Annotated in this window: 19 protein-coding genes and 5 tRNA genes; 15 read left to right on the top strand and 9 right to left on the bottom strand. The window is 54.9% G+C overall.

Annotation, left to right across the window (positions count from 1 at the left end; genetic code table 11):
- Window positions 1–58: 58 nt before the first annotated feature.
- The 14 genes from ybgC (at window position 59) to pnuC (ending at window position 8,918) form a co-directional block, all read left to right on the top strand.
- The gene (ybgC, locus tag KW828_RS03645) at window positions 59–463 is read left to right on the top strand and encodes a tol-pal system-associated acyl-CoA thioesterase (RefSeq protein WP_218335015.1); all 405 of its coding nucleotides are present in this window, start codon (window positions 59–61) and stop codon (window positions 461–463) included.
- Window positions 460–1,152, top strand: a complete 693-nt coding sequence (tolQ, locus tag KW828_RS03640; protein WP_072567852.1) for a Tol-Pal system protein TolQ — start codon at window positions 460–462, stop codon at window positions 1,150–1,152. The genes ybgC and tolQ overlap by 4 nt, the downstream gene beginning before the upstream one ends.
- Window positions 1,153–1,155: 3 nt before the next feature.
- The gene (tolR, locus tag KW828_RS03635; RefSeq protein WP_218335014.1) at window positions 1,156–1,584 is read left to right on the top strand and encodes a colicin uptake protein TolR; all 429 of its coding nucleotides are present in this window, start codon (window positions 1,156–1,158) and stop codon (window positions 1,582–1,584) included.
- A 161-nt stretch (window positions 1,585–1,745) separates the two neighbouring features.
- Window positions 1,746–3,029, top strand: coding sequence for a cell envelope integrity protein TolA (gene tolA / locus KW828_RS03630; protein ID WP_218335013.1), 1,284 nt, complete (start codon window positions 1,746–1,748; stop codon window positions 3,027–3,029).
- Between the two features lie 130 nt (window positions 3,030–3,159).
- Window positions 3,160–4,452 carry a Tol-Pal system beta propeller repeat protein TolB gene (tolB, locus tag KW828_RS03625; protein ID WP_218335369.1) on the top strand — a complete coding sequence of 431 codons (1,293 nt, stop codon included), beginning with the start codon at window positions 3,160–3,162 and terminating at the stop codon, window positions 4,450–4,452.
- 34 nt (window positions 4,453–4,486) lie between these two features.
- Complete coding sequence (gene pal / locus KW828_RS03620; RefSeq protein WP_072567856.1) at window positions 4,487–5,008, top strand: peptidoglycan-associated lipoprotein Pal; 522 nt, start codon at window positions 4,487–4,489, stop codon at window positions 5,006–5,008.
- Window positions 5,009–5,017: 9 nt separating this feature from the next.
- Entirely contained in the window at window positions 5,018–5,800 is a 783-nt protein-coding gene (gene cpoB, locus KW828_RS03615; protein ID WP_218335012.1) for a cell division protein CpoB, read from the top strand.
- A 174-nt stretch (window positions 5,801–5,974) separates the two neighbouring features.
- A tRNA-Lys gene (locus tag KW828_RS03610) sits at window positions 5,975–6,050 on the top strand.
- Between the two features lie 126 nt (window positions 6,051–6,176).
- Window positions 6,177–6,252: transfer RNA gene (locus tag KW828_RS03605), tRNA-Val, on the top strand.
- A gap of 3 nt (window positions 6,253–6,255) precedes the next feature.
- Window positions 6,256–6,331, top strand: a tRNA-Lys gene (locus KW828_RS03600).
- A 144-nt stretch (window positions 6,332–6,475) separates the two neighbouring features.
- Window positions 6,476–6,551, top strand: a tRNA-Lys gene (locus tag KW828_RS03595).
- Between the two features lie 121 nt (window positions 6,552–6,672).
- A tRNA-Lys gene (locus KW828_RS03590) sits at window positions 6,673–6,748 on the top strand.
- Window positions 6,749–7,126: 378 nt separating this feature from the next.
- A complete protein-coding gene (gene nadA / locus KW828_RS03585) occupies window positions 7,127–8,170 on the top strand; it encodes a quinolinate synthase NadA (protein ID WP_218335011.1) in 1,044 nt (347 codons plus the stop codon).
- Between the two features lie 28 nt (window positions 8,171–8,198).
- Entirely contained in the window at window positions 8,199–8,918 is a 720-nt protein-coding gene (gene pnuC / locus KW828_RS03580) for a nicotinamide riboside transporter PnuC (RefSeq protein WP_218335010.1), read from the top strand.
- Here pnuC and zitB read toward each other — a convergent pair.
- Entirely contained in the window at window positions 8,915–9,850 is a 936-nt protein-coding gene (zitB, locus tag KW828_RS03575) for a CDF family zinc transporter ZitB (protein WP_218335009.1), read from the bottom strand. The two genes, pnuC and zitB, sit on opposite strands and share 4 nt — an antisense overlap.
- 114 nt (window positions 9,851–9,964) lie before the next feature.
- Entirely contained in the window at window positions 9,965–10,384 is a 420-nt protein-coding gene (locus KW828_RS03570) for a protein YbgS (protein ID WP_088219931.1), read from the bottom strand.
- 319 nt (window positions 10,385–10,703) lie between these two features.
- On the opposite strand from KW828_RS03570, the gene aroG reads away from it, so the two are divergent.
- Window positions 10,704–11,762, top strand: a complete 1,059-nt coding sequence (gene aroG / locus KW828_RS03565) for a 3-deoxy-7-phosphoheptulonate synthase AroG (protein WP_218335008.1) — start codon at window positions 10,704–10,706, stop codon at window positions 11,760–11,762.
- Between the two features lie 60 nt (window positions 11,763–11,822).
- Here aroG and gpmA read toward each other — a convergent pair whose 3' ends face one another.
- The 7 genes from gpmA to modE form a co-directional block, all read right to left on the bottom strand.
- Window positions 11,823–12,575 carry a 2,3-diphosphoglycerate-dependent phosphoglycerate mutase gene (gpmA, locus tag KW828_RS03560; protein WP_088219929.1) on the bottom strand — a complete coding sequence of 251 codons (753 nt, stop codon included), beginning with the start codon at window positions 12,573–12,575 and terminating at the stop codon, window positions 11,823–11,825.
- Between the two features lie 239 nt (window positions 12,576–12,814).
- Window positions 12,815–13,855 carry a galactose-1-epimerase gene (galM, locus tag KW828_RS03555; RefSeq protein ID WP_218335007.1) on the bottom strand — a complete coding sequence of 347 codons (1,041 nt, stop codon included), beginning with the start codon at window positions 13,853–13,855 and terminating at the stop codon, window positions 12,815–12,817.
- Window positions 13,849–14,997 (bottom strand): galactokinase, encoded by a 1,149-nt coding sequence (gene galK, locus KW828_RS03550; protein WP_218335006.1) that lies wholly within the window; start codon window positions 14,995–14,997, stop codon window positions 13,849–13,851. Before galK ends, galM begins: the two co-directional genes overlap by 7 nt.
- 2 nt (window positions 14,998–14,999) lie before the next feature.
- Window positions 15,000–16,046: a galactose-1-phosphate uridylyltransferase gene (gene galT, locus KW828_RS03545; protein WP_218335005.1), complete on the bottom strand. Its 1,047-nt coding sequence runs from the start codon at window positions 16,044–16,046 to the stop codon at window positions 15,000–15,002.
- A 9-nt stretch (window positions 16,047–16,055) separates the two neighbouring features.
- Window positions 16,056–17,072 (bottom strand): UDP-glucose 4-epimerase GalE, encoded by a 1,017-nt coding sequence (galE, locus tag KW828_RS03540; protein WP_088219925.1) that lies wholly within the window; start codon window positions 17,070–17,072, stop codon window positions 16,056–16,058.
- Between the two features lie 209 nt (window positions 17,073–17,281).
- The gene (gene modF / locus KW828_RS03535) at window positions 17,282–18,754 is read right to left on the bottom strand and encodes a molybdate ABC transporter ATP-binding protein ModF (RefSeq protein ID WP_218335004.1); all 1,473 of its coding nucleotides are present in this window, start codon (window positions 18,752–18,754) and stop codon (window positions 17,282–17,284) included.
- 67 nt (window positions 18,755–18,821) lie between these two features.
- Window positions 18,822–19,610 (bottom strand): molybdenum-dependent transcriptional regulator, encoded by a 789-nt coding sequence (gene modE, locus KW828_RS03530; RefSeq protein ID WP_218335003.1) that lies wholly within the window; start codon window positions 19,608–19,610, stop codon window positions 18,822–18,824.
- Window positions 19,611–19,634: the final 24 nt, after the last annotated feature.

The following is a 19,634-nucleotide window of genomic DNA, read 5'->3' as shown; positions in this document are numbered from 1 at the left end:
GCGCGTATAGTAGCAACGTTTTTGAGCGCTAACTTTTATTGCATTACCGGGATGTAAAGTGAATACAACGCTGTTTCGATGGCCGGTTCGTGTCTACTATGAAGACACCGATGCCGGTGGTGTGGTTTACCACGCCAGCTACGTCGCTTTTTATGAACGGGCACGCACAGAGATGCTGCGCCACCATCACTTTAGCCAGCAGGTTTTGCTGGCGGAGCGCGTAGCCTTCGTGGTACGCAAAATGACGCTGGACTATTTTGCGCCCGCCAGACTCGACGATATGCTCGAAGTCCAATCGGAAATTACATCAGTGCGTGGAACCTCTCTGGTTTTCACGCAGCGGATCGTCAACGCAGAGAACACCGTGCTTAATGAAGCTGAAGTACTGATTGTTTGCGTTGATCCACTCTTAATGAAGCCTCGTGCGCTTCCCAAGTCTATTGTCGCGGAGTTTAAGCAGTGACTGACATGAACATCCTTGATTTGTTCCTGAAGGCAAGCCTTCTGGTCAAACTTATCATGTTGATTTTGATTGGTTTTTCAATCGCATCCTGGGCCATCATCATTCAACGTACGCGCATACTTAATGCCGCCGGACGTGAAGCGGAAGCCTTTGAAGACAAATTCTGGTCAGGCATCGAACTGTCTCGTCTGTATCAGGAAAGTCAGGGCCGCCGCGAAACGCTTTCCGGTTCAGAACAAATGTTCTATAGCGGATTTAAAGAGTTTGCCCGATTACATCGCGCCAACAGTCATGCGCCGGAAGCGATAGTGGAAGGGGCATCGCGCGCGATGCGCATCTCCATGAACCGCGAGCTGGAAGCGCTGGAAACGCATATTCCGTTCCTCGGTACCGTCGGTTCCATCAGCCCTTATATTGGCCTGTTTGGTACGGTGTGGGGGATCATGCATGCCTTTATCGCACTGGGTGCGGTTAAACAGGCAACGTTGCAGATGGTTGCGCCAGGTATCGCCGAAGCGCTGATTGCAACGGCAATCGGTCTGTTTGCGGCTATTCCGGCTGTTATGGCGTATAACCGCCTGAACCAGCGCGTGAATAAACTTGAACAGAATTACGACAACTTTATGGAAGAGTTTACCGCTATTCTGCATCGTCAGGCGTTTACCAGCAGCGAGAGCAACAAGGGGTAAGCCATGGCCAGAAAGGGTAGACGAGGTCGCCGTGAACTGAAGTCCGAAATCAACATCGTACCGCTGCTGGACGTCCTGCTCGTGCTGTTGCTCATCTTTATGGCAACCGCCCCGATCATCACTCAAAGCGTGGAAGTTGATCTGCCGGATGCGACTGAATCACAAAGCGTCAGTACCAATGATGATCCTCCGGTCATTATCGAAGTCTCCGGCGTGGGGCAGTACAGTGTGGTGATTGAAAAAGATCGTCTGGATCAACTGCCGCCAGAGCAGGTGGTTGCGGAAGCGCAGCGTCATCTGCAGGCGAATCCGAAAACGGTCTTCTTAATCGGCGGTGCCAAAGAGGTGCCATATGATGAAATCATCAAAGCGCTGAACCTGTTACACAGCGCGGGTGTGAAGTCGGTTGGCTTGATGACGCAGCCTATTTAATCCTGCAGAACCCCTGGATAATTCAAGGTGCAGGAAGGCGGCAAACGCGTGAATCCCCAGGACCTTACTCGGGTAAGTGACTGAGGTGAACGAGAGCAGCCCACGCACGTGCAACTAGAAGTATGACGGGTTAACAGGCGAACAGTTTTTGGGAACCGATAGTGTCAAAGGCAACCGAACAAAACGACAAGCTTAAACGAGCGATAACCATTTCAGCGGTGCTGCATGTGATTTTATTTGCGCTGCTGATCTGGAGTTCGTTCGATGAGCATATAGACGCCTCTGCTGGCGGCGGCGGTGGCTCGTCCATCGACGCCGTTATGGTCGATCCTGGTGCCGTTGTACAACAGTACAACCGTGAGCAGCAGCAACAGGCGAGTGCGAAACGCGCTGAAGAACAACGTGAAAAACAGGCGCAACAGCAGGCGGAAGAGCTTCGTGAGAAGCAGGCCGCCGAGCAGGAGCGCTTAAAACAGCTCGAAAAAGAACGTTTGCAGGCACAGGAAAACGCCCGCGAACAGGCGCAGCAACAGAAACAGGCTGAAGAAGCGGCGAAGAAAGCGCAGGAGCAGCAGAAACAGGCTGAAGAAGCCGCCGCCAAAGCCGCCGCCGATGCGAAAGCACAGGCTGATGCCCAGGCGAAAGCCGCAGCAGATGCCGCGAAGAAAGCCGAAGCTGATGCAGCCAAAGCGGCTGCCGCAGCCGCGAAGAAAGCGGAAGCAGAAGCAGCGAAAGCGGCTGCCGATGCCGCGAAAAAAGCCGAAGCAGAAGCGGCAAAAAAAGCACAGCAGGACGCCGAGAAGAAAGCGCAGGCGGAAGCGGCTAAGAAAGCCGCAGCCGCTGAAAAGGCCGCTGCTGCGAAAGCTGCCGCTGCTGAAAAGGCTGCCGCCGAAAAAGCCGCCGCTGCAAAAGCCGCCGCTGCTGAAAAGGCCGCAGCTGATAAAAAAGCGGCAGCAGAGAAAGCTGCTGCCGATAAGAAAGCCGCCGCCGACAAAGCCGCAGCAGCGAAAGCCGCCGCTGCGAAAAAAGCCGCGGCAGACAAGGCAGCTGCGTCGGATGTTGACGACCTGTTTGGCGACCTCAGCTCCGGTAAGAATGCGCCGAAAACCGGCGGTGGAGCGAAAGGAAGTAATGCAGCGCCAGCAGGAAGTGGTAACACTAAAAACAATGGCGCTTCAGGGGCTGAAATAAGCAACTATGCTGGTCAGATAAAAGCAGCCATCGAAACCAAGTTCTACGATGCCTCATCCTATACCGGCAAGGTATGTACGCTGCGCATCAGGCTTGAGCCAGATGGCACGTTGAAAGATATTCAGTCTGAAGGGGGCGATCCCGCGCTTTGCCAGGCCGCACTTGCTGCAGCCCGTCAGGCGAAGCTCCCGAAACCGCCGACGCAGGCGGTGTATGAAGTGTTTAAAAATGCGCCACTGGACTTCAAGCCTTAAGATACACTTTTCCACATAACGCCGGAAAAGGGACTATTTTAGTCACGGGGTTTCGATAGTTTTGTCTATTTGAGTTTGTTAACATTCTGCTAAATTATCGCAGGTTTTCAGCCTGGATAAGGGAGATATGATGAAGCAGGCATTACGTGTAGTGTTTGGTTTTCTGGTACTGTTTGCAGCGGCGCTGCATGCAGAAGTGCGCATTGAGATCACCCAGGGGGTCGACTCCGCGCGACCTATCGGCGTGGTCCCGTTTAAATGGGCAGGTCCGGGCGCAGCGCCGGAAGATATTGGCGGCATTGTTGCAGCTGACCTGCGTAACAGCGGTAAATTTAACCCGCTGGATCGTTCACGTCTTCCGCAACAGCCAGCTTCCGCTCAGGAAGTTCAGCCAGCAGCCTGGTCGGCACTGGGTATTGATGCGGTGATTGTGGGTCAGGTTACGCCGAGTCCGGATGGCGGCTACAGCGTGTCTTACCAGCTGGTGGATACCGGCGGTGCGCCGGGTACCGTGCTGTCGCAGAACACCTTTAAGGTTAACAAACAATGGCTGCGCCTTGCGGGTCACACCGCTAGTGATGAAGTCTTTGAAAAGCTGACCGGCATTAAAGGGGCTTTCCGTACACGTATCGCCTACGTGGTGCAAACCAACGGTGGTCAGTTCCCGTATGAAGTGCGCGTATCTGACTACGATGGTTACAACCAGTTCGTGGTTCACAAATCTCCGCAGCCGCTGATGTCACCGGCTTGGTCACCGGATGGTAACCAACTGGCTTACGTCACCTTCGAAAGTGGTCGTTCTGCGCTGGTTGTCCAGAATCTGGCCAGCACCGCAACGCGTCAGATTGCTTCTTTCCCGCGTCACAACGGGGCACCTGCATTCTCGCCTGACGGTAAAAAACTGGCTTTCGCCTTGTCTAAAACCGGCAGTCTGAACCTGTACGTGATGGACCTCGCTTCCGGCCAGATCCGCCAGGTAACCGACGGTCGCAGCAACAACACTGAGCCGACCTGGTTCCCGGACAGCCAGAACCTGGCGTTCACCTCCGATCAGGCAGGTCGTCCGCAAGTTTATAAAGTGAATATCAACGGCGGCACTCCGCAGCGTATTTCCTGGGAAGGTTCACAGAACCAGGACGCAGACGTGAGTTCCGACGGCAAATTTATGGTAATGGTGACCTCTAATGGCGGTCAGCAACACATTGCCAAACAAGATCTGGTAGCGGGTGGCGTGCAGGTTTTATCGTCAACGTTCCTGGATGAAACGCCAAGTCTGGCACCTAACGGCACTATGGTTATCTACAGCTCTTCTCAGGGGATGGGATCCGTGCTGAATCTGGTTTCTACAGATGGGCGTTTCAAAGCGCGTATTCCGGCAACTGATGGACAGGTCAAATTCCCTGCCTGGTCGCCGTATCTGTAATAATAAATAATTGATTATTAAAGGAATCAAAGAAATGCAACTGAACAAAGTGCTGAAAGGGCTGATGCTCGCTCTGCCGGTTATGGCAATCGCAGCGTGTTCTTCTAACAAGAACGCGAGCAACGACCAAAGCGGCGAAGGCATGCTGGGTGCCGGCACTGGTATGGACGCTAATGGCGGCGGCAACATGTCTTCTGAAGAGCAGGCACGTCTGCAGATGCAGCAGCTGCAGCAGAACAACATCGTTTACTTCGATCTGGACAAGTACGATATTCGTTCTGACTTCGCTGCAATGCTGGATGCACACGCTAACTTCCTGCGTAGCAACCCGTCTTATAAAGTCACCGTAGAAGGTCACGCTGACGAACGTGGTACCCCGGAATACAACATCTCCCTGGGTGAGCGTCGTGCTAACGCGGTTAAAATGTACCTGCAAGGTAAAGGCGTTACCGCTGACCAGATCTCCATCGTTTCTTACGGTAAAGAAAAACCTGCAGTACTGGGTCATGACGAAGCGGCTTACGCTAAAAACCGTCGTGCCGTACTGGTTTACTAAGAGAATTGCATGAGCAGTAACTTCAGACATCATCTGATGGGTCTGTCGTTACTGGTTGGCATAGCGGCCCCCTGGGCCGCTTTTTCTCAGGCGCCAATCAGTAGTGTCGGCTCAGGCTCGGTCGAAGACCGCGTCACCCAACTCGAGCGTATTTCTAACGCTCACAGTCAGCTTTTAACCCAACTTCAGCAGCAACTTTCTGATAACCAGTCTGATATTGATTCCCTGCGCGGTCAGATCCAGGAAAGCCAGTATCAGCTGAGCCAGATGGTTGAGCGGCAGAAGCAGATGCAGAGTCAACTTGATGGTCTGAGCAGCGGTGGTGCAGCAGCTCAGCCTGCGACAGGCGATCAAACGGGCGCGGCCGCTGGCACGCCGGACGCCGGGGCGCAAACCCCATCAGCGCCGGTACAAAGCGGTGATGCCAATACGGACTACAACGCCGCTATTGCGCTGGTGCAGGATAAATCCCGCCAGGATGACGCTATAGTCGCGTTCAATAATTTCGTTAAGAAATACCCGGATTCAACCTATTTGCCGAATGCGAATTACTGGCTCGGACAGTTGAATTACAACAAAGGTAAGAAGGATGATGCGGCGTTTTATTTTGCCTCCGTGGTAAAAAATTACCCGAAATCACCGAAGGCGCCGGATGCGATGTTTAAAGTCGGTGTGATCATGCAAGACAAAGGGGACACAGCAAAAGCCAAAGCGGTTTATCAGCAGGTGATTAGCAAGTACCCAGGCACCGAAGGCGCGAAACAAGCGCAAAAACGTCTTAGTGCAATGTAATGAATGCTGCATGACCAGAAATCGCCGTATTTCTGGTCTTGTCGCATGAATCCTAAGCAGTTAAGTGATCTATATCGAAATTTTTGTTGCGCCAGATTCATAAACCAGTAATATATGCCGCCGTTGCCAAGGGATATGAGACATACCTGAAGCAGCGAAATAAAGCGTTATAGTGGGTCGTTAGCTCAGTTGGTAGAGCAGTTGACTTTTAATCAATTGGTCGCAGGTTCGAATCCTGCACGACCCACCAATCGTTTGGTGGAAAGCGATAGTAAAACGTGAAGGATAACGTTGCGACAGCAACGGCCCGTAGGGCGAGACGAAGTCGAGTCATCCTGCACGACCCACCACTATAAAGAATGATGAGTATTTGAGTGGGTGATTAGCTCAGTTGGTAGAGCATCTCCTTTACACGGAGGGGGTCGGCGGTTCGAGCCCGTCATCACCCACCACTCGGGTCGTTAGCTCAGTTGGTAGAGCAGTTGACTTTTAATCAATTGGTCGCAGGTTCGAATCCTGCACGACCCACCAATACTCAGGTGGAAAGCAGTAGTTAAACGTGAAGGATAACGTTGCGACAGCAACGGCCCGAAGGGCGAGGCGAAGCCGAGTCATCCTGCACGACCCACCAGTCATTTTTGCCAGTTTTAAATCTTCGAAGTCAACACCCTGAATGGGTCGTTAGCTCAGTTGGTAGAGCAGTTGACTTTTAATCAATTGGTCGCAGGTTCGAATCCTGCACGACCCACCAACTTATCGGTGGACCATGATAGTGAGACGTGAAGGATAACGTTGCAACAGCAACGGCCCGTAGGGCGAGGCGAAGCCGAGTCATCCTGCACGACCCACCACTTCGAAGAAAATCCCGTAAAGGGTCGTTAGCTCAGTTGGTAGAGCAGTTGACTTTTAATCAATTGGTCGCAGGTTCGAATCCTGCACGACCCACCAATTCCTGACTGGAATACCGTAGTAAAGCGTGAAGGATAACGTTGCGACAGCAACGGCCCGAAGGGCGAGGCGAAGCCGAGTCATCCTGCACGACCCACCAATGTTGAAAGGCGCCCTAAAGGCGCCTTTTTGCTATGCGTTTTTTGCCGGGTGGTACTGCGCTTACCCGGCCTACAATCCTGGCGTAGGCCCGGCAAGCTTGCGCCGCCGGGCAACTGCTTTTTCTGCGCAAAATAATTTGCTTACACTCCGTTATCTCTGTGACTTTCCCCGGCCGATCGGCTATCTTGTTTAGCATATAAAACACGGCTGGTTTTGATAAGCAATTTATCGCTTTATAAACCGATATTTGTTAAGTCAGCAAAACGAGAAAGCCCAATGAGCGTGATGTTCGATCCCGAAACCGCAATTTATCCCTTCCCGCCGAAGCCCGTTCCGTTAAATCGGGATGAAAAAGAGGCGTACCGGGAGGAAATTAAACGTCTGCTTAAAGCGCGTGATGCGGTGATGGTGGCGCACTACTACACCGATCCGGAAATCCAGCAGCTGGCGGAAGAAACCGGTGGTTGTATTTCTGATTCGCTGGAGATGGCGCGCTTTGGCGCAAAACATCCGGCCTCGACGCTACTGGTCGCCGGGGTGCGCTTTATGGGCGAAACCGCCAAAATCCTCAGTCCGGAAAAAACCATCCTGATGCCGACGCTACAGGCGGAGTGCTCACTGGATCTTGGCTGTCCGGCCGATGCATTCAGCGCATTTTGCGATGCCCATCCGGATCGTACCGTGGTGGTGTATGCCAACACCTCGGCCGCCGTTAAAGCGCGCGCCGACTGGGTGGTGACTTCCAGCATCGCTGTGGAGCTGATTGAGCATCTCGACAGCCTCGGCGAAAAAATTCTTTGGGCACCGGACCGACATCTCGGCCACTACGTGCAAAAACAGACGGGTGCCGATGTATTGTGCTGGCAGGGGGCCTGTATCGTGCATGACGAATTCAAAACCCAGGCGCTGGCCCGCATGAAAGGACTCTTTCCGGGGGCGGCGATCCTTGTTCATCCGGAATCACCGCAGGCAGTGGTTGATATGGCCGATGCGGTGGGATCCACCAGTCAGCTGATTGCCGCGGCAAAAACGTTGCCGCACAAACAGCTGATCGTGGCGACGGATCGCGGGATCTTTTATAAGATGCAGCAGGCGGTGCCGGAAAAAGAATTACTGGAAGCGCCGACCGCAGGAGAGGGGGCAACGTGCCGCAGCTGTGCCCACTGTCCATGGATGGCGATGAACGGCCTTAAAGCCATCGCTGACGGCTTAAGAGACGGTGGCGTGGACCACGAAATCCATGTTGACGCGGCGCTGCGTGAAGGGGCGCTCAAGCCGTTAAACCGTATGTTAGATTTTGCAGCTACACTACGTTCATAATTAACGTAAACAATCATTTGGGGAAAAGATGGATTTTTTTAGCACGCAGAACATTCTCGTTCACATCCCGATTGGCGCGGGTGGCTATGATTTGTCATGGATCGAGGCGGTTGGCACCCTGGCGGGATTACTCTGTATCTGGCTTGCCAGTCTGGAAAAAATCAGCAACTACGCGTTTGGCTTAATCAACGTTACGCTGTTTGCGATTATCTTTTTCCAGATCCAGCTCTATGCCAGCCTGCTGTTACAGCTGTTTTTCTTCGCTGCCAATATTTACGGCTGGTATGCCTGGTCACGGCAAAACACGCAAAACGAAGCCGTGCTGCAAATTCGCTGGCTACCGTTATCGAAAGCCCTTACCTGGCTTGCGATCTGTGTCGTCGCTATTGGTTTGATGACGATATGGATCAATCCGGTATTCGCTTTCTTAACGCGCATTGCCGTGTCGCTGATGCAAAGCCTTGGGCTTAATGTAGCAATGCCTGAATTGCAGCCGGATGCCTTCCCGTTCTGGGATTCCTGCATGATGGTGCTGTCCATCGTGGCGATGATCCTGATGACGCGCAAATACGTGGAAAACTGGTTGCTGTGGGTGGTGATTAACGTAATAAGCGTGGTGATTTTCGCCCGCCAGGGCGTTTACGCCATGTCGCTGGAATACATGCTGCTGACGTTTATCGCCCTTAACGGCAGCCGCATGTGGATCAAAAGCGCCCGCGAGCGAGGCTCACGCGCACTCAGCCATTAATGGTGATGATGTGAATGACCGGACGGCAGTGTGTTAAGACTGCAGTCCGGTCCGCTACAGGGCTGATATTCCATCTGCACCGTAACGTGCTCAATATCATAATGATGGGCCAGAAAGTGCTGAATGCGCGTCAGAAGCGCATCATGATCGTGAGGCGGCACCACCTGCACGTGCAGGGTCATCACCGTCTTTTCGCCTATCGTCCAGACATGCACATGGTGCGCATCGCGAACTTCCGGAATATCCCGGCGCAAATGCCGTTTCATAGCGTTGAGGTCCAGTGCTACCGGTGCACCTTCCAGTAATTCGTTTACGCTTTCCCGTAACAGTTGCCAGGCGCTGCGCAGCACCAGACAGGATACCAGCACCGAAAGAATAGGATCGGCGGGGGTCCAGCCCGTCCACAGGATCACCATGGCGGCGACAATCGCCCCGACCGACCCCAGCAGATCGCCCAGCACGTGCAACGCGGCGGCCCGTACATTAAGATTTTTTTCAGTGCTGCCGCGGTGCAGGATCCAGAACGCCAGCAGATTGGCGAACAGACCGGCGATGGCGATAGTCATCATGGTAACGCCCGCCACCGGTTGCGGATGACGGAAACGCTGGAAGGCTTCCCAGACGATCAAGAGGGTAATGACCACCAGCGCGATGGCATTCACAAAGGCCGCCAGCGTGGTCAGCCGCAGCCAGCCAAAGGTGTGTCGCCCACTGGGCGGCTTACGCGCAAATCCCACGGCAAGCAGGGCGAAGAGCAGGGCGGCGGAGTCCGTCAGCATATGTCCGGCATCGGCGAGCAGCGCCAGTGAGCCGGAGAGTAACCCGCCCACCACTTCAATAATCATAAACAGGGCGGTAACGCCAAACGCCAGCAACAAACGTCGACCGTTGTCATCAGCGGGTGGATGGGAATGAGAGTGTGAATGCGCCATTTTTTATCCCGGCAGTATTAATAATCAGCGCCTGACATCATTGCAGATTTTTTAGTTTTCGGCACAAAAAAAGGAGAGCCGAAGCTCTCCTGTTTATCAACTTATGGCTGTCTATTACTGGGACGTGCCATCAGTTTTGGTATTGGTATCGTTGTTCACGCCGTCACCGGTCTGAACTTTTTCATTGATGTCCGGGCATTTGCCGTCTTTACACTGGCTGTTTTTGTGAATGTCATCTTTGCTCATCGATTCACCGGAAGCGCTAGTGTTACCGCCGGTCACGCCTGTAGATGAGGTGCCCGTGGTGGTGTTAGTGCCGGTTGCGGTATTGGTATTACCGGTGTTGATGTCGTTTTTATCAACACTCTTAGGTGCAACATTCTGATGAGCATCCGGGGCAACCTGGCCCGCACTTGCCGCGGCGTTCGCGTTACCGTTATTGTCTGAAGAGGCAGCGTCGGCTGCCAGCGCAGCGCCGCTTGCCAGCGTTAACGTGGTCGTCAGGAATAGTGCAGTTAATTTATTCATTTTCATCATGTTGCTCCTGTGCTCGTCATTTGATTGGACAATGGAGTCCAACAGTGCAGATGTGATACGAATTCATCGCCCAGTGGTGAAAGATGCCAAATCCAGCCGCTCAGGCAGAATTGGATCTCGTTAAAACAAAAAAATAAAGTGCTTACCGTTAAAAAGTTTAGCCGCGAACACGCCGTTCGCTACTATCTGGAGCCTTTTAGAAGCTTTTCAGGAATTATCCGTATCAAGTGTAAAAGCGCGTTTACACTTCCCCGGTGAGCAGTTAGATTGGAAGCATTGCAAAAACTTTTATTTGTATGGCAAAGCTGGGATCCCCATGAATTATCAGAACGACGACTTACGTATCAAAGAAATCAACGAGTTATTACCCCCTGTTGCGCTCCTTGAAAAATTTCCTGCCACAGAAATGGCCGCCAATACCGTTTCTCACGCTCGCAAGGCAATCCATAACATCCTCAGCGGTCATGACGACCGTCTGCTGGTGGTGATTGGCCCATGCTCAATCCACGATCCGCAGGCGGCAAAAGAGTATGCATCCCGCCTGCTTACGCTGCGTGACGAGCTGAAAGGCGAGTTAGAAGTGGTGATGCGCGTTTATTTCGAAAAACCGCGTACCACCGTGGGCTGGAAAGGGCTGATTAACGATCCGCATATGGACAACAGCTACCAGATCAATGACGGTCTGCGTATCGCCCGTAAATTGCTGCTCGATATTAATGATACCGGTCTGCCGGCGGCGGGTGAGTTTCTGGATATGATCACCCCGCAGTACGTGGCGGACCTGATGAGCTGGGGCGCAATCGGCGCGCGCACCACCGAATCCCAGGTTCACCGTGAGCTGGCGTCCGGGCTCTCCTGCCCGGTCGGTTTCAAAAACGGCACGGATGGCACCATCAAAGTGGCCATTGACGCCATTAACGCCGCCGGTGCGCCGCACTGCTTCCTGTCAGTCACCAAATGGGGCCATTCGGCGATTGTGAATACCAGCGGCAATGGCGACTGCCATATCATTCTGCGCGGCGGCAAAGAGCCAAACTACAGCGCTCGCCATGTTGCAGAAGTGAAAGAGGGACTGGTCAAGGCTGGTCTGACGCCGCAGGTGATGATCGACTTCAGCCATGCTAACTCCAGCAAGCAATTTAAGCGTCAGATGGACGTGGGCGCAGATGTCTGCCAGCAGATCGCCGGTGGTGAGAAAGCCATTATGGGCGTGATGATCGAAAGCCATCTGGTGGAAGGGAATCAGAGCCTGGAAAGCGGCGCACCGCTGGTGTACGGCAAAAGCGTTACCGATGCGTGTATTGGCTGGGAAGATACCGGCATAGTGCTGCGTCAGTTAGCTGAAGCGGTGAAAGCGCGCCGTAACGGTCAGTAAGTCAGGAAAAAAATAATAAAAAAGCGCGGAGATCCGCGCTTTTTTTATGGCTGAAGCGAATTACTTCGCTTTACCCTGGTTGGCTACTGCCGCCGCTTTTGCAGCGATTTCGTCAGCATTGCCCAGGTAGTAGCGTTTCAGTGGTTTGAAGTTTTCGTCAAACTCATACACCAGCGGTACGCCGGTCGGGATGTTCAGTTCGAGGATCTCGTCTTCGCTCAGGTTATCGAGGTATTTCACCAGCGCACGCAGGGAGTTACCGTGGGCAGCAACGATCACACGCTCACCGGATTTCATGCGCGGCAGAATAGAATCGTTCCAGAACGGGATCACGCGATCGATGGTCAGCGCCAGGCTCTCGGTGGTCGGCAGCTCTTTATCGGTCAGTTTTGCGTAACGCGGATCGTGGCCCGGGTAACGCTCATCATCTTTGGTCAGCTCCGGCGGGGTTACCGCAAAGCCACGACGCCACTGCTTAACCTGCTCGTCACCGTATTTTTCAGCGGTTTCAGCTTTGTTGAGGCCCTGCAGCGCACCGTAGTGACGCTCGTTCAGTTTCCAGGATTTTTCAACCGGCAGCCAGGCCTGGTCGAGTTCGTCCAGCACATTCCACAGGGTATGGATAGCGCGTTTGAGCACAGAAGTGTAAGCAAAGTCGAAGCTGAAGCCTTCGCTCTTCAGCAGTTTACCTGCTGCTTTCGCTTCGCTGACGCCTTTTTCGGACAGGTCCACATCGTACCAGCCGGTAAAGCGGTTTTCGTTGTTCCACTGGCTTTCGCCATGACGAACCAGAACAAGCTTAGTAACTGCCATACTTTACTCCTCCAAAAACTGATTGAATGATAACAATTCTCATTATATTGCCGTGACGCTGTCAGCGGCAACGCATAACCTTAACCATAGCGAAAATAGTCGCGTAGTGTAAGGTGCATGTGAATACAGGGTTATGTTTTTGTCGGTAAATGGCGTTTATTTCAGCGATATGGGTAAAAAAGTCACGACAAAAGAGGGAAGGCCCGGCAAGCGTAACGCCGCCGGGCAAAGCGAAAGGATCACGACGGAATAAACTGATACTCAGTGATGCTCAGATACTCCTCGCCCGGACGCAGAACGCAGTCCGGTTGCGGCCATTCCGGATGATTCGGACTGTCCGGCAACAGCTCGCTTTCCAGCGCCAGACCCTGCCAGGCCTCATACGCTTTCAGCTCGCGCGACGGCGTCCCTTCCAGGAAGTTGCCGGAATAGAACTGCAACGCCGGGGCGGTGGTAAACACCGACATTTGCAGGCGGTCATCGCTGGACCATAAATGCGCCGCAGGCTGGCTGAGATCGCCTTTCGCCTGCAGTAAAAAGGCGTGGTCGTAACCCTTTACCTTTTTCTGGTCGTCGTCGCTGAGGAAATCCTGCGCCAGCGTTTTTGGGCGGCGGAAATCAAAGCTGGTCTGATCGACATCTTTCAGGCCGTGGGTCGGAATACCGTCTTCGCCTACCGGCAGATACTGATCCGCCAGCAGTTGCAATTGGTGCTGACGTACATCTCCCTGCGCCCCATCAAGATTGAAATAGGCGTGGTTGGTCAGATTCACCGGGCAGGGCTTGTCGGTCGTCGCGCGATATTCAATGCGGATACGGTTGTCGTCCGTCAGGCGGAATAGCGCGCTGGCAGCCAGATTGCCGGGGAAACCCTGATCGCCGTCGGGTGAGTCGATGGAGAACAGCACTTCGCTGTCGTTCTGGCGCACAATACGCCAGCGGCGTTTATCAAAGCCCTGCGGCCCGCCGTGCAGCTGATTTTCACCCTGGCTCGGCAGCAGCTGATATTCCTGCCCGTCAAGGCGAAAACGGCTTTTGCCGATGCGGTTTGCATAACGTCCGATCGACGCGCCGAGGTAAGCGGTGTGTTCCGGGTACGTCTGTGGCGTACGGCAGCCGAGCAGGGTTTCACGCACGGTGCCATCCGGCAGCGGTACGCGCGCTGACAGCAACGTCGCGCCCCAGTCCATTAAGGTCACTACCATTCCCGCGCCATTGCGCAGGGTGATCAGACGATAAGCCAGCCCGTCCGGAGCCAGCGCAGGTGTTTCGTTTAGCACTGTCCTGCCCCCTGTGATGCTTTACAAACGTAGAAGGTTTCTTTGATACCGGTTTTCGCTTCGTACTGTTCCGCTACGGCTTTCTCTACTTCAGGCACCATCGCTTCCGGCACCAGCGCCACGATACAGCCACCGAAGCCGCCGCCGGTCATACGCACGCCGCCCTTATCCCCGATGGTCGCTTTCACGATCTCAACCAGCGTATCGATTTGCGGTACGGTGATTTCGAAGTCGTCCCGCATGGAGGCATGAGATTCCGCCATCAGCTCACCCATGCGGGCCAGATCGCCTTTCTCCAGCGCGCTGGCGGCTTCCACGGTGCGGGCATTTTCCGTCAACACGTGGCGAACGCGCTTCGCCACCACCGGATCCAGTTCGTGCGCCACCGCGCTGAACTGTGCCAGCGACACATCACGCAGTTTCGGCTGCTGGAAGAAACGCGCGCCAATTTCGCACTGCTCGCGGCGGGTGTTGTACTCGCTGCCCACCAGCGTGCGCTTGAAGTTACTGTTAATGATCACCACCGCCACGCCTTCCGGCATGGAGACAGCTTTGGTGCCCAGCGAACGGCAGTCGATCAGCAGCGCGCTGCCCTCTTTGCCGAGTGCGGAGATCAGCTGATCCATGATGCCGCAGTTACAGCCAACAAACTGGTTTTCCGCTTCCTGACCGTTCAGCGCGATTTGCGCACCGTCGAGGGAGAGATGATAAAGCTGCTGGAAAACGGTACCCACCGCCACTTCCAGCGAGGCCGATGAACTCAGACCCGCGCCCTGGGGGACGTTGCCGCTGATCACCAGATCCGCGCCGCCGAAGCTGCTGTCACGCTGTTGCAGGTGTTTCACCACGCCGCGCACGTAGTTGGACCACTGCTGGCTGTCGTGCGCCACAATCGGCGCATCCAGGGAGAACTCATCCGTCTGATTGTCATAATCGGCGGCAATTACCCGCACAGTGCGATCCTGACGTGTCGCGCAGCTGATCACCGTCTGGTAATCAATGGCGCATGGCAGCACGAAACCATCGTTATAATCGGTATGTTCACCGATCAGATTCACGCGGCCCGGCGCCTGAATGGTATGAGTTGCAGGGTAGCCAAATTTTTCAGCAAACAGGGACTGTGTTTTCTCTTTCAGACTCATTGTTATTCTCCGGATGCACGAAAATGAATATCACTGACTGCCCGCAGGCGTTCTGCGGCTTGTTCAGCCGTCAAATCACGCTGGGTTTCGGCCAGCATTTCATAGCCGACCATAAATTTACGCACCGTCGCGGAGCGCAACAACGGCGGGTAGAAGTGCGCATGCAACTGCCAGTGGTGGTTTTCTTCACCGTTGAACGGCGCGCCGTGCCAGCCCATGGAGTAGGGGAAGGAGCACTGGAACAGGTTGTCATAACGGCTGGTTAATTTTTTCAGGCACAGTGCCAGATCGCTGCGCTGGGCGTCCGTGAGATCGGTAATTCGCAGCACGTGCGCTTTTGGCAGCAGCAGCGTCTCGAACGGCCACGCCGCCCAGTAAGGGACGACCGCCAGCCAGTGCTCTGTCTCCACCACGGTACGGCTGCCGTCGGCCTGTTCGCGCTGCACATAGTCATGCAGCATGGGCGACTGGTGATCGTCGAAATAGGCTTTTTGCAGGCGATCTTCGCGCTCCACTTCGTTCGGCAGGAAGCTGTTTGCCCAGACCTGACCGTGCGGATGCGGGTTCGAGCAGCCCATGGCCGCGCCTTTATTTTCAAACACCTGCACCCACGGATAGGTTTTGCCCAGATCGGCGGTCTGCGCCTGCCAGGTTTTCACCACCTCTTCCAGCGCCGGCAGGCTCAACTCCGGCAGCGTTTTGCTGTGATCCGGAGAGAAGCAAATCACCCGGCTGACGCCGCGCGCGCTTTGGGTGCGCATCAGCGGATCGGTACTTTCCGGGGCCTCCGGGGTATCGCTCATCAGCGCGGCAAAGTCGTTGGTAAAGACAAAGGTACCGGTGTACTGCGGGTTTTTATCGCCCGTCACGCGCGTGTTGCCCGGACACAGGAAGCAGTCAGGATCGTGGGACGGCAGGGTTTCCTGCGACGCCGTTTCCTGTGCGCCCTGCCACGGACGTTTGGCACGATGCGGTGAAACTAAAATCCATTGCCCGGTAAGCGGGTTATAACGTCGATGCGGGTGATCGACCGGGTTAAATTGCGTCATCACTATTCCTTAATCTGCATATCCCTGCGGATGGCGTGACTGCCAGCGCCAGGTATCTTCAGCCATTTCATCCAGTGTGCGAGTGACTCGCCAGTTCAGCTCTTTATCCGCGCGGCTGGCATCGGCCCAGTAGGCGGGCAGATCGCCGTCGCGACGTGGGGCAAAGTGGTAGTTAATCGGTTTGCCGCAGGCTTTGCTGAAGGCGTTAACCACGTCCAGCACGCTGCTGCCAACGCCCGCGCCGAGGTTGTAAATATGTACGCCCGCTTTACCCGCCAGCTGCTGCATGGCCGCCACGTGACCGTCGGCCAGATCCATAACGTGAATGTAATCGCGCACGCCGGTACCGTCTTCGGTCGGGTAGTCGTTACCGAAAATCGCCAGCGATTCACGACGGCCGACCGCCACCTGCGCGATAAACGGCATCAGGTTGTTCGGAATACCCTGCGGATCTTCGCCCATGTCGCCCGACGGATGCGCACCGACCGGGTTGAAGTAGCGCAGCAGCGCGATGCTCCACTCCGGCTGCGCTTTTTGCAGGTCGGTGAGGATTTGCTCAACCATCAGCTTGCTCTTGCCATACGGGCTTTGCGGCGTACCGGTCGGGAAGCTTTCCACGTAAGGGATTTTAGGCTGGTCGCCGTAGACAGTGGCCGATGAGCTGAAAATGAAGTTCTTAACGTTCGCCGCCCGCATTGCGCTAATCAGGCGCAAAGTACCGTTAACGTTGTTGTCATAGTATTCCAGCGGTTTGGCAACGGATTCACCCACCGCTTTAAGACCGGCAAAGTGGATCACCGTATCGACGGCGTGATCGTGAAGGATTTCGGTCATCAGGGCTTCGTTACGAATATCCCCTTCGACGAAGGTAACGGATTTGCCCGCCAGTCGCTCGATCACCGGCAGCACGCTGCGCTTACTGTTACATAAGTTATCGAGAATAATGACCTCGTGGCCGTTCTGTAGCAGTTGCACACAGGTGTGACTCCCAATGTAACCGCTACCACCAGTAACCAGAACTCGCATATGACACTCCATCAGGCGTATGTTATGTATTAAACATAGCATAACAGAGCGCGGGAAAGTGTGACATGACCGAAAATAGTGGAATCGTTTACACTGACGCTTTTCAACCAGAGCGCAGCGTTTGCGGCTATTCTAAATCAATAACATACGCCGGTAGCGCTGTAATTTATCTGAAAGTGAACGCCTGCCAGACGGCAGGCGTGAAAGCGTCAGCGCACGGCGGCGACATGGTAACGATACCCCGCACCATCGGGCACGAATTCCAGGCGGTGCGTAATACAGGCGGGGGCGTCGGCGGCGTGGTGGGAAACGAACAGCAACTGCGTGTCGCCTTCGCTGATCAGCACGTCAACAAACCGGCGCACCAGCTGGCGGTTAAGCGGATCAAGGCCCTGTAGCGGCTCATCCAGGATCAAAAGCGTCGGATGTTTTACCAGCGCGCGGACAATCAACGCCAGCCGCTGCTGACCCCACGACAGACTGTGAAAGGGCGCGTCGGCGGTACGGGCATCAAAACCCAGAATATCCAGCCACGCCTGCGCCAGCTTATGCTGCTTGTCCGACACCGCCTGATAGATGCCGATAGAGTCAAAATAGCCGGACAGAATCACATTGCGCACGTTGGTGCTGACGCGGTAATCCAGATGCAGGCTGCTGCTGACGTAGCCAATGTGCTTTTTAATATCCCAGATGGTTTCGCCGCTACCGCGACGCACGCCGAATAGCGTCAGATCATTGCTGTAGCCCTGCGGGTGATCGCCGGTAATCAGATTTAACAGCGTCGATTTACCCGCGCCGTTAGGGCCGGTGATCTGCCAGTGTTCGCCCGGTTTTACCGTCCAGCTCAGATGATCAATGATCGGCCTGTCGTCATAGGACACCACGCCGTCTTTAAGCACGATGCGCGGAACGTCAGGCGAAAGAGCATGACGCGCTGACGGCGCATCAGGCGGTGGCAGGGCAATGCCCTGAAGCTGCTCGCTGTGCGCCAGCTGGGCGATCAGCGCCTGCTGCAACAGCGCTGATTTTTCGCCGGTTTCCGCCAGCGCGCAGTCCACCAGCACCCCCGCATGTTGCACAAACTCGGGGATCTCATCAAAGCGGTTAAGCACCAGCACGAGGGTGATGCCCTCGGCATTGAGCTGTGCGAGATGTTCTGCCAGCTGGGCGCGGGAGGCGACATCCAGCCCGTCAAACGGCTCATCGAGGATCAGCAGGTCAGGAGAGGCCATCAGCGCCTGGCAAAGCAGGGTTTTACGTGTCTCACCGGTGGAGAGGTATTTAAAACGGCGATCGAGCAGGCCGCTGATGCCAAACTGCGCCGCCAGCTTTGCGCAGCGCTCGGCGTCTTTAACGTCGTCCTGAATGATGTCTGCCGTGGTGCGGCCGGTATCGTTCTCGTCAGGACTTTGCATATCGGTGTTATTGCGCTGCCATTCATCGCTGACCAGTTTTTGTAACTGCTCGAAGGACAGGCGGGTGACGCGGGTATACTCGCACTGGCGCGTGCCTTTCAGCAGCGGCAGTTCTCCTGCCAGCGCGCGGGCGAGGGCGGATTTACCGCTGCCGTTGCTGCCGACAAAAGCCCAGCTTTCCCCGTTGCGCAGACACAACTTCGCAATCTGTAAGGTGCGAGTATCGCTAAGACGAAACGTGCCTTGCGAAATATGCAATAATGACATTGTGTATCCCGTTTTTTGCAGCAGAAAAACACAGGATTACGTGTCAGCGGGCGGTTTGTCAATGCACTCAGCACAATGTCGCGACAATCACCTGGTCGGCGGCAAAACAGGCAATCACTTCGCTGTTTTCGGTGAGATCTTCCGCGTCGGCATGGGGCAGCGTGGCGCACAGCGTCTGACCGTCCGGGAGGGTCATCAGCACTTCGCACTGCGTCTCACCGCGTTCGATATGACGCACAGTGGCGGGCAACTGATTATCCATACTGGCGGCAATCGCCACATCCTGGGTTACCTTCACCCACGGCGCTTTCAGCAATACCAGTACCTCTTTGCCTTCTGCAAGCCCCAGCCGCGCGCTACTTTGGGCGGTGATCGCCACTTTCAGACGGGTGCTGCCGTTCGCCAGTAACACCTCGATAGCGTGCTGCACCTGATGGGATTCACGGGCGACAACGGTACCGAACCACTGATTACGGGCGCTGGTTTGCAGGGAAAAGCGCGAGATGGCCGCCAGCAGGCTGTCCAGCGGCAGGGCGTCATCGTCGCTTAACACATCGAAGGCTTTCTGCTGGATCTGCGCCAGCAGATCGTAAAGCGCGATCAGCCGTTGCCCGTAGCGCGTGAGCAGCGCGCCGCCGCCGCCTTTTCCGCCGGTGGCGCGCTCCACCAGCGTCTGTTCGCTGAGCTGATTCATCTCGTTGATCGCATCCCAGGCGCTTTTGTAGCTGATCCCGGCGTTCTTGGCGCCCTGGCTAATTGAGCCGGTTTCGGCTATTTGTTTAAGCAGGGAAATGCGGCGCGGATCGGCAAAAAGACGTTGCTGGAGCTTGAGAGTAAGGAGGATTTCGGCCTGCATAACAATGTCCTGGCAAATAGGGTA

Source organism: Enterobacter sp. ENT03 (assembly GCF_019218745.1).
Lineage (GTDB): Bacteria > Pseudomonadota > Gammaproteobacteria > Enterobacterales > Enterobacteriaceae > Enterobacter_D.
The sequence above is the reverse complement of the archived record's forward strand: the minus strand, read 5'-3'. Positions and strand labels throughout refer to the sequence as shown.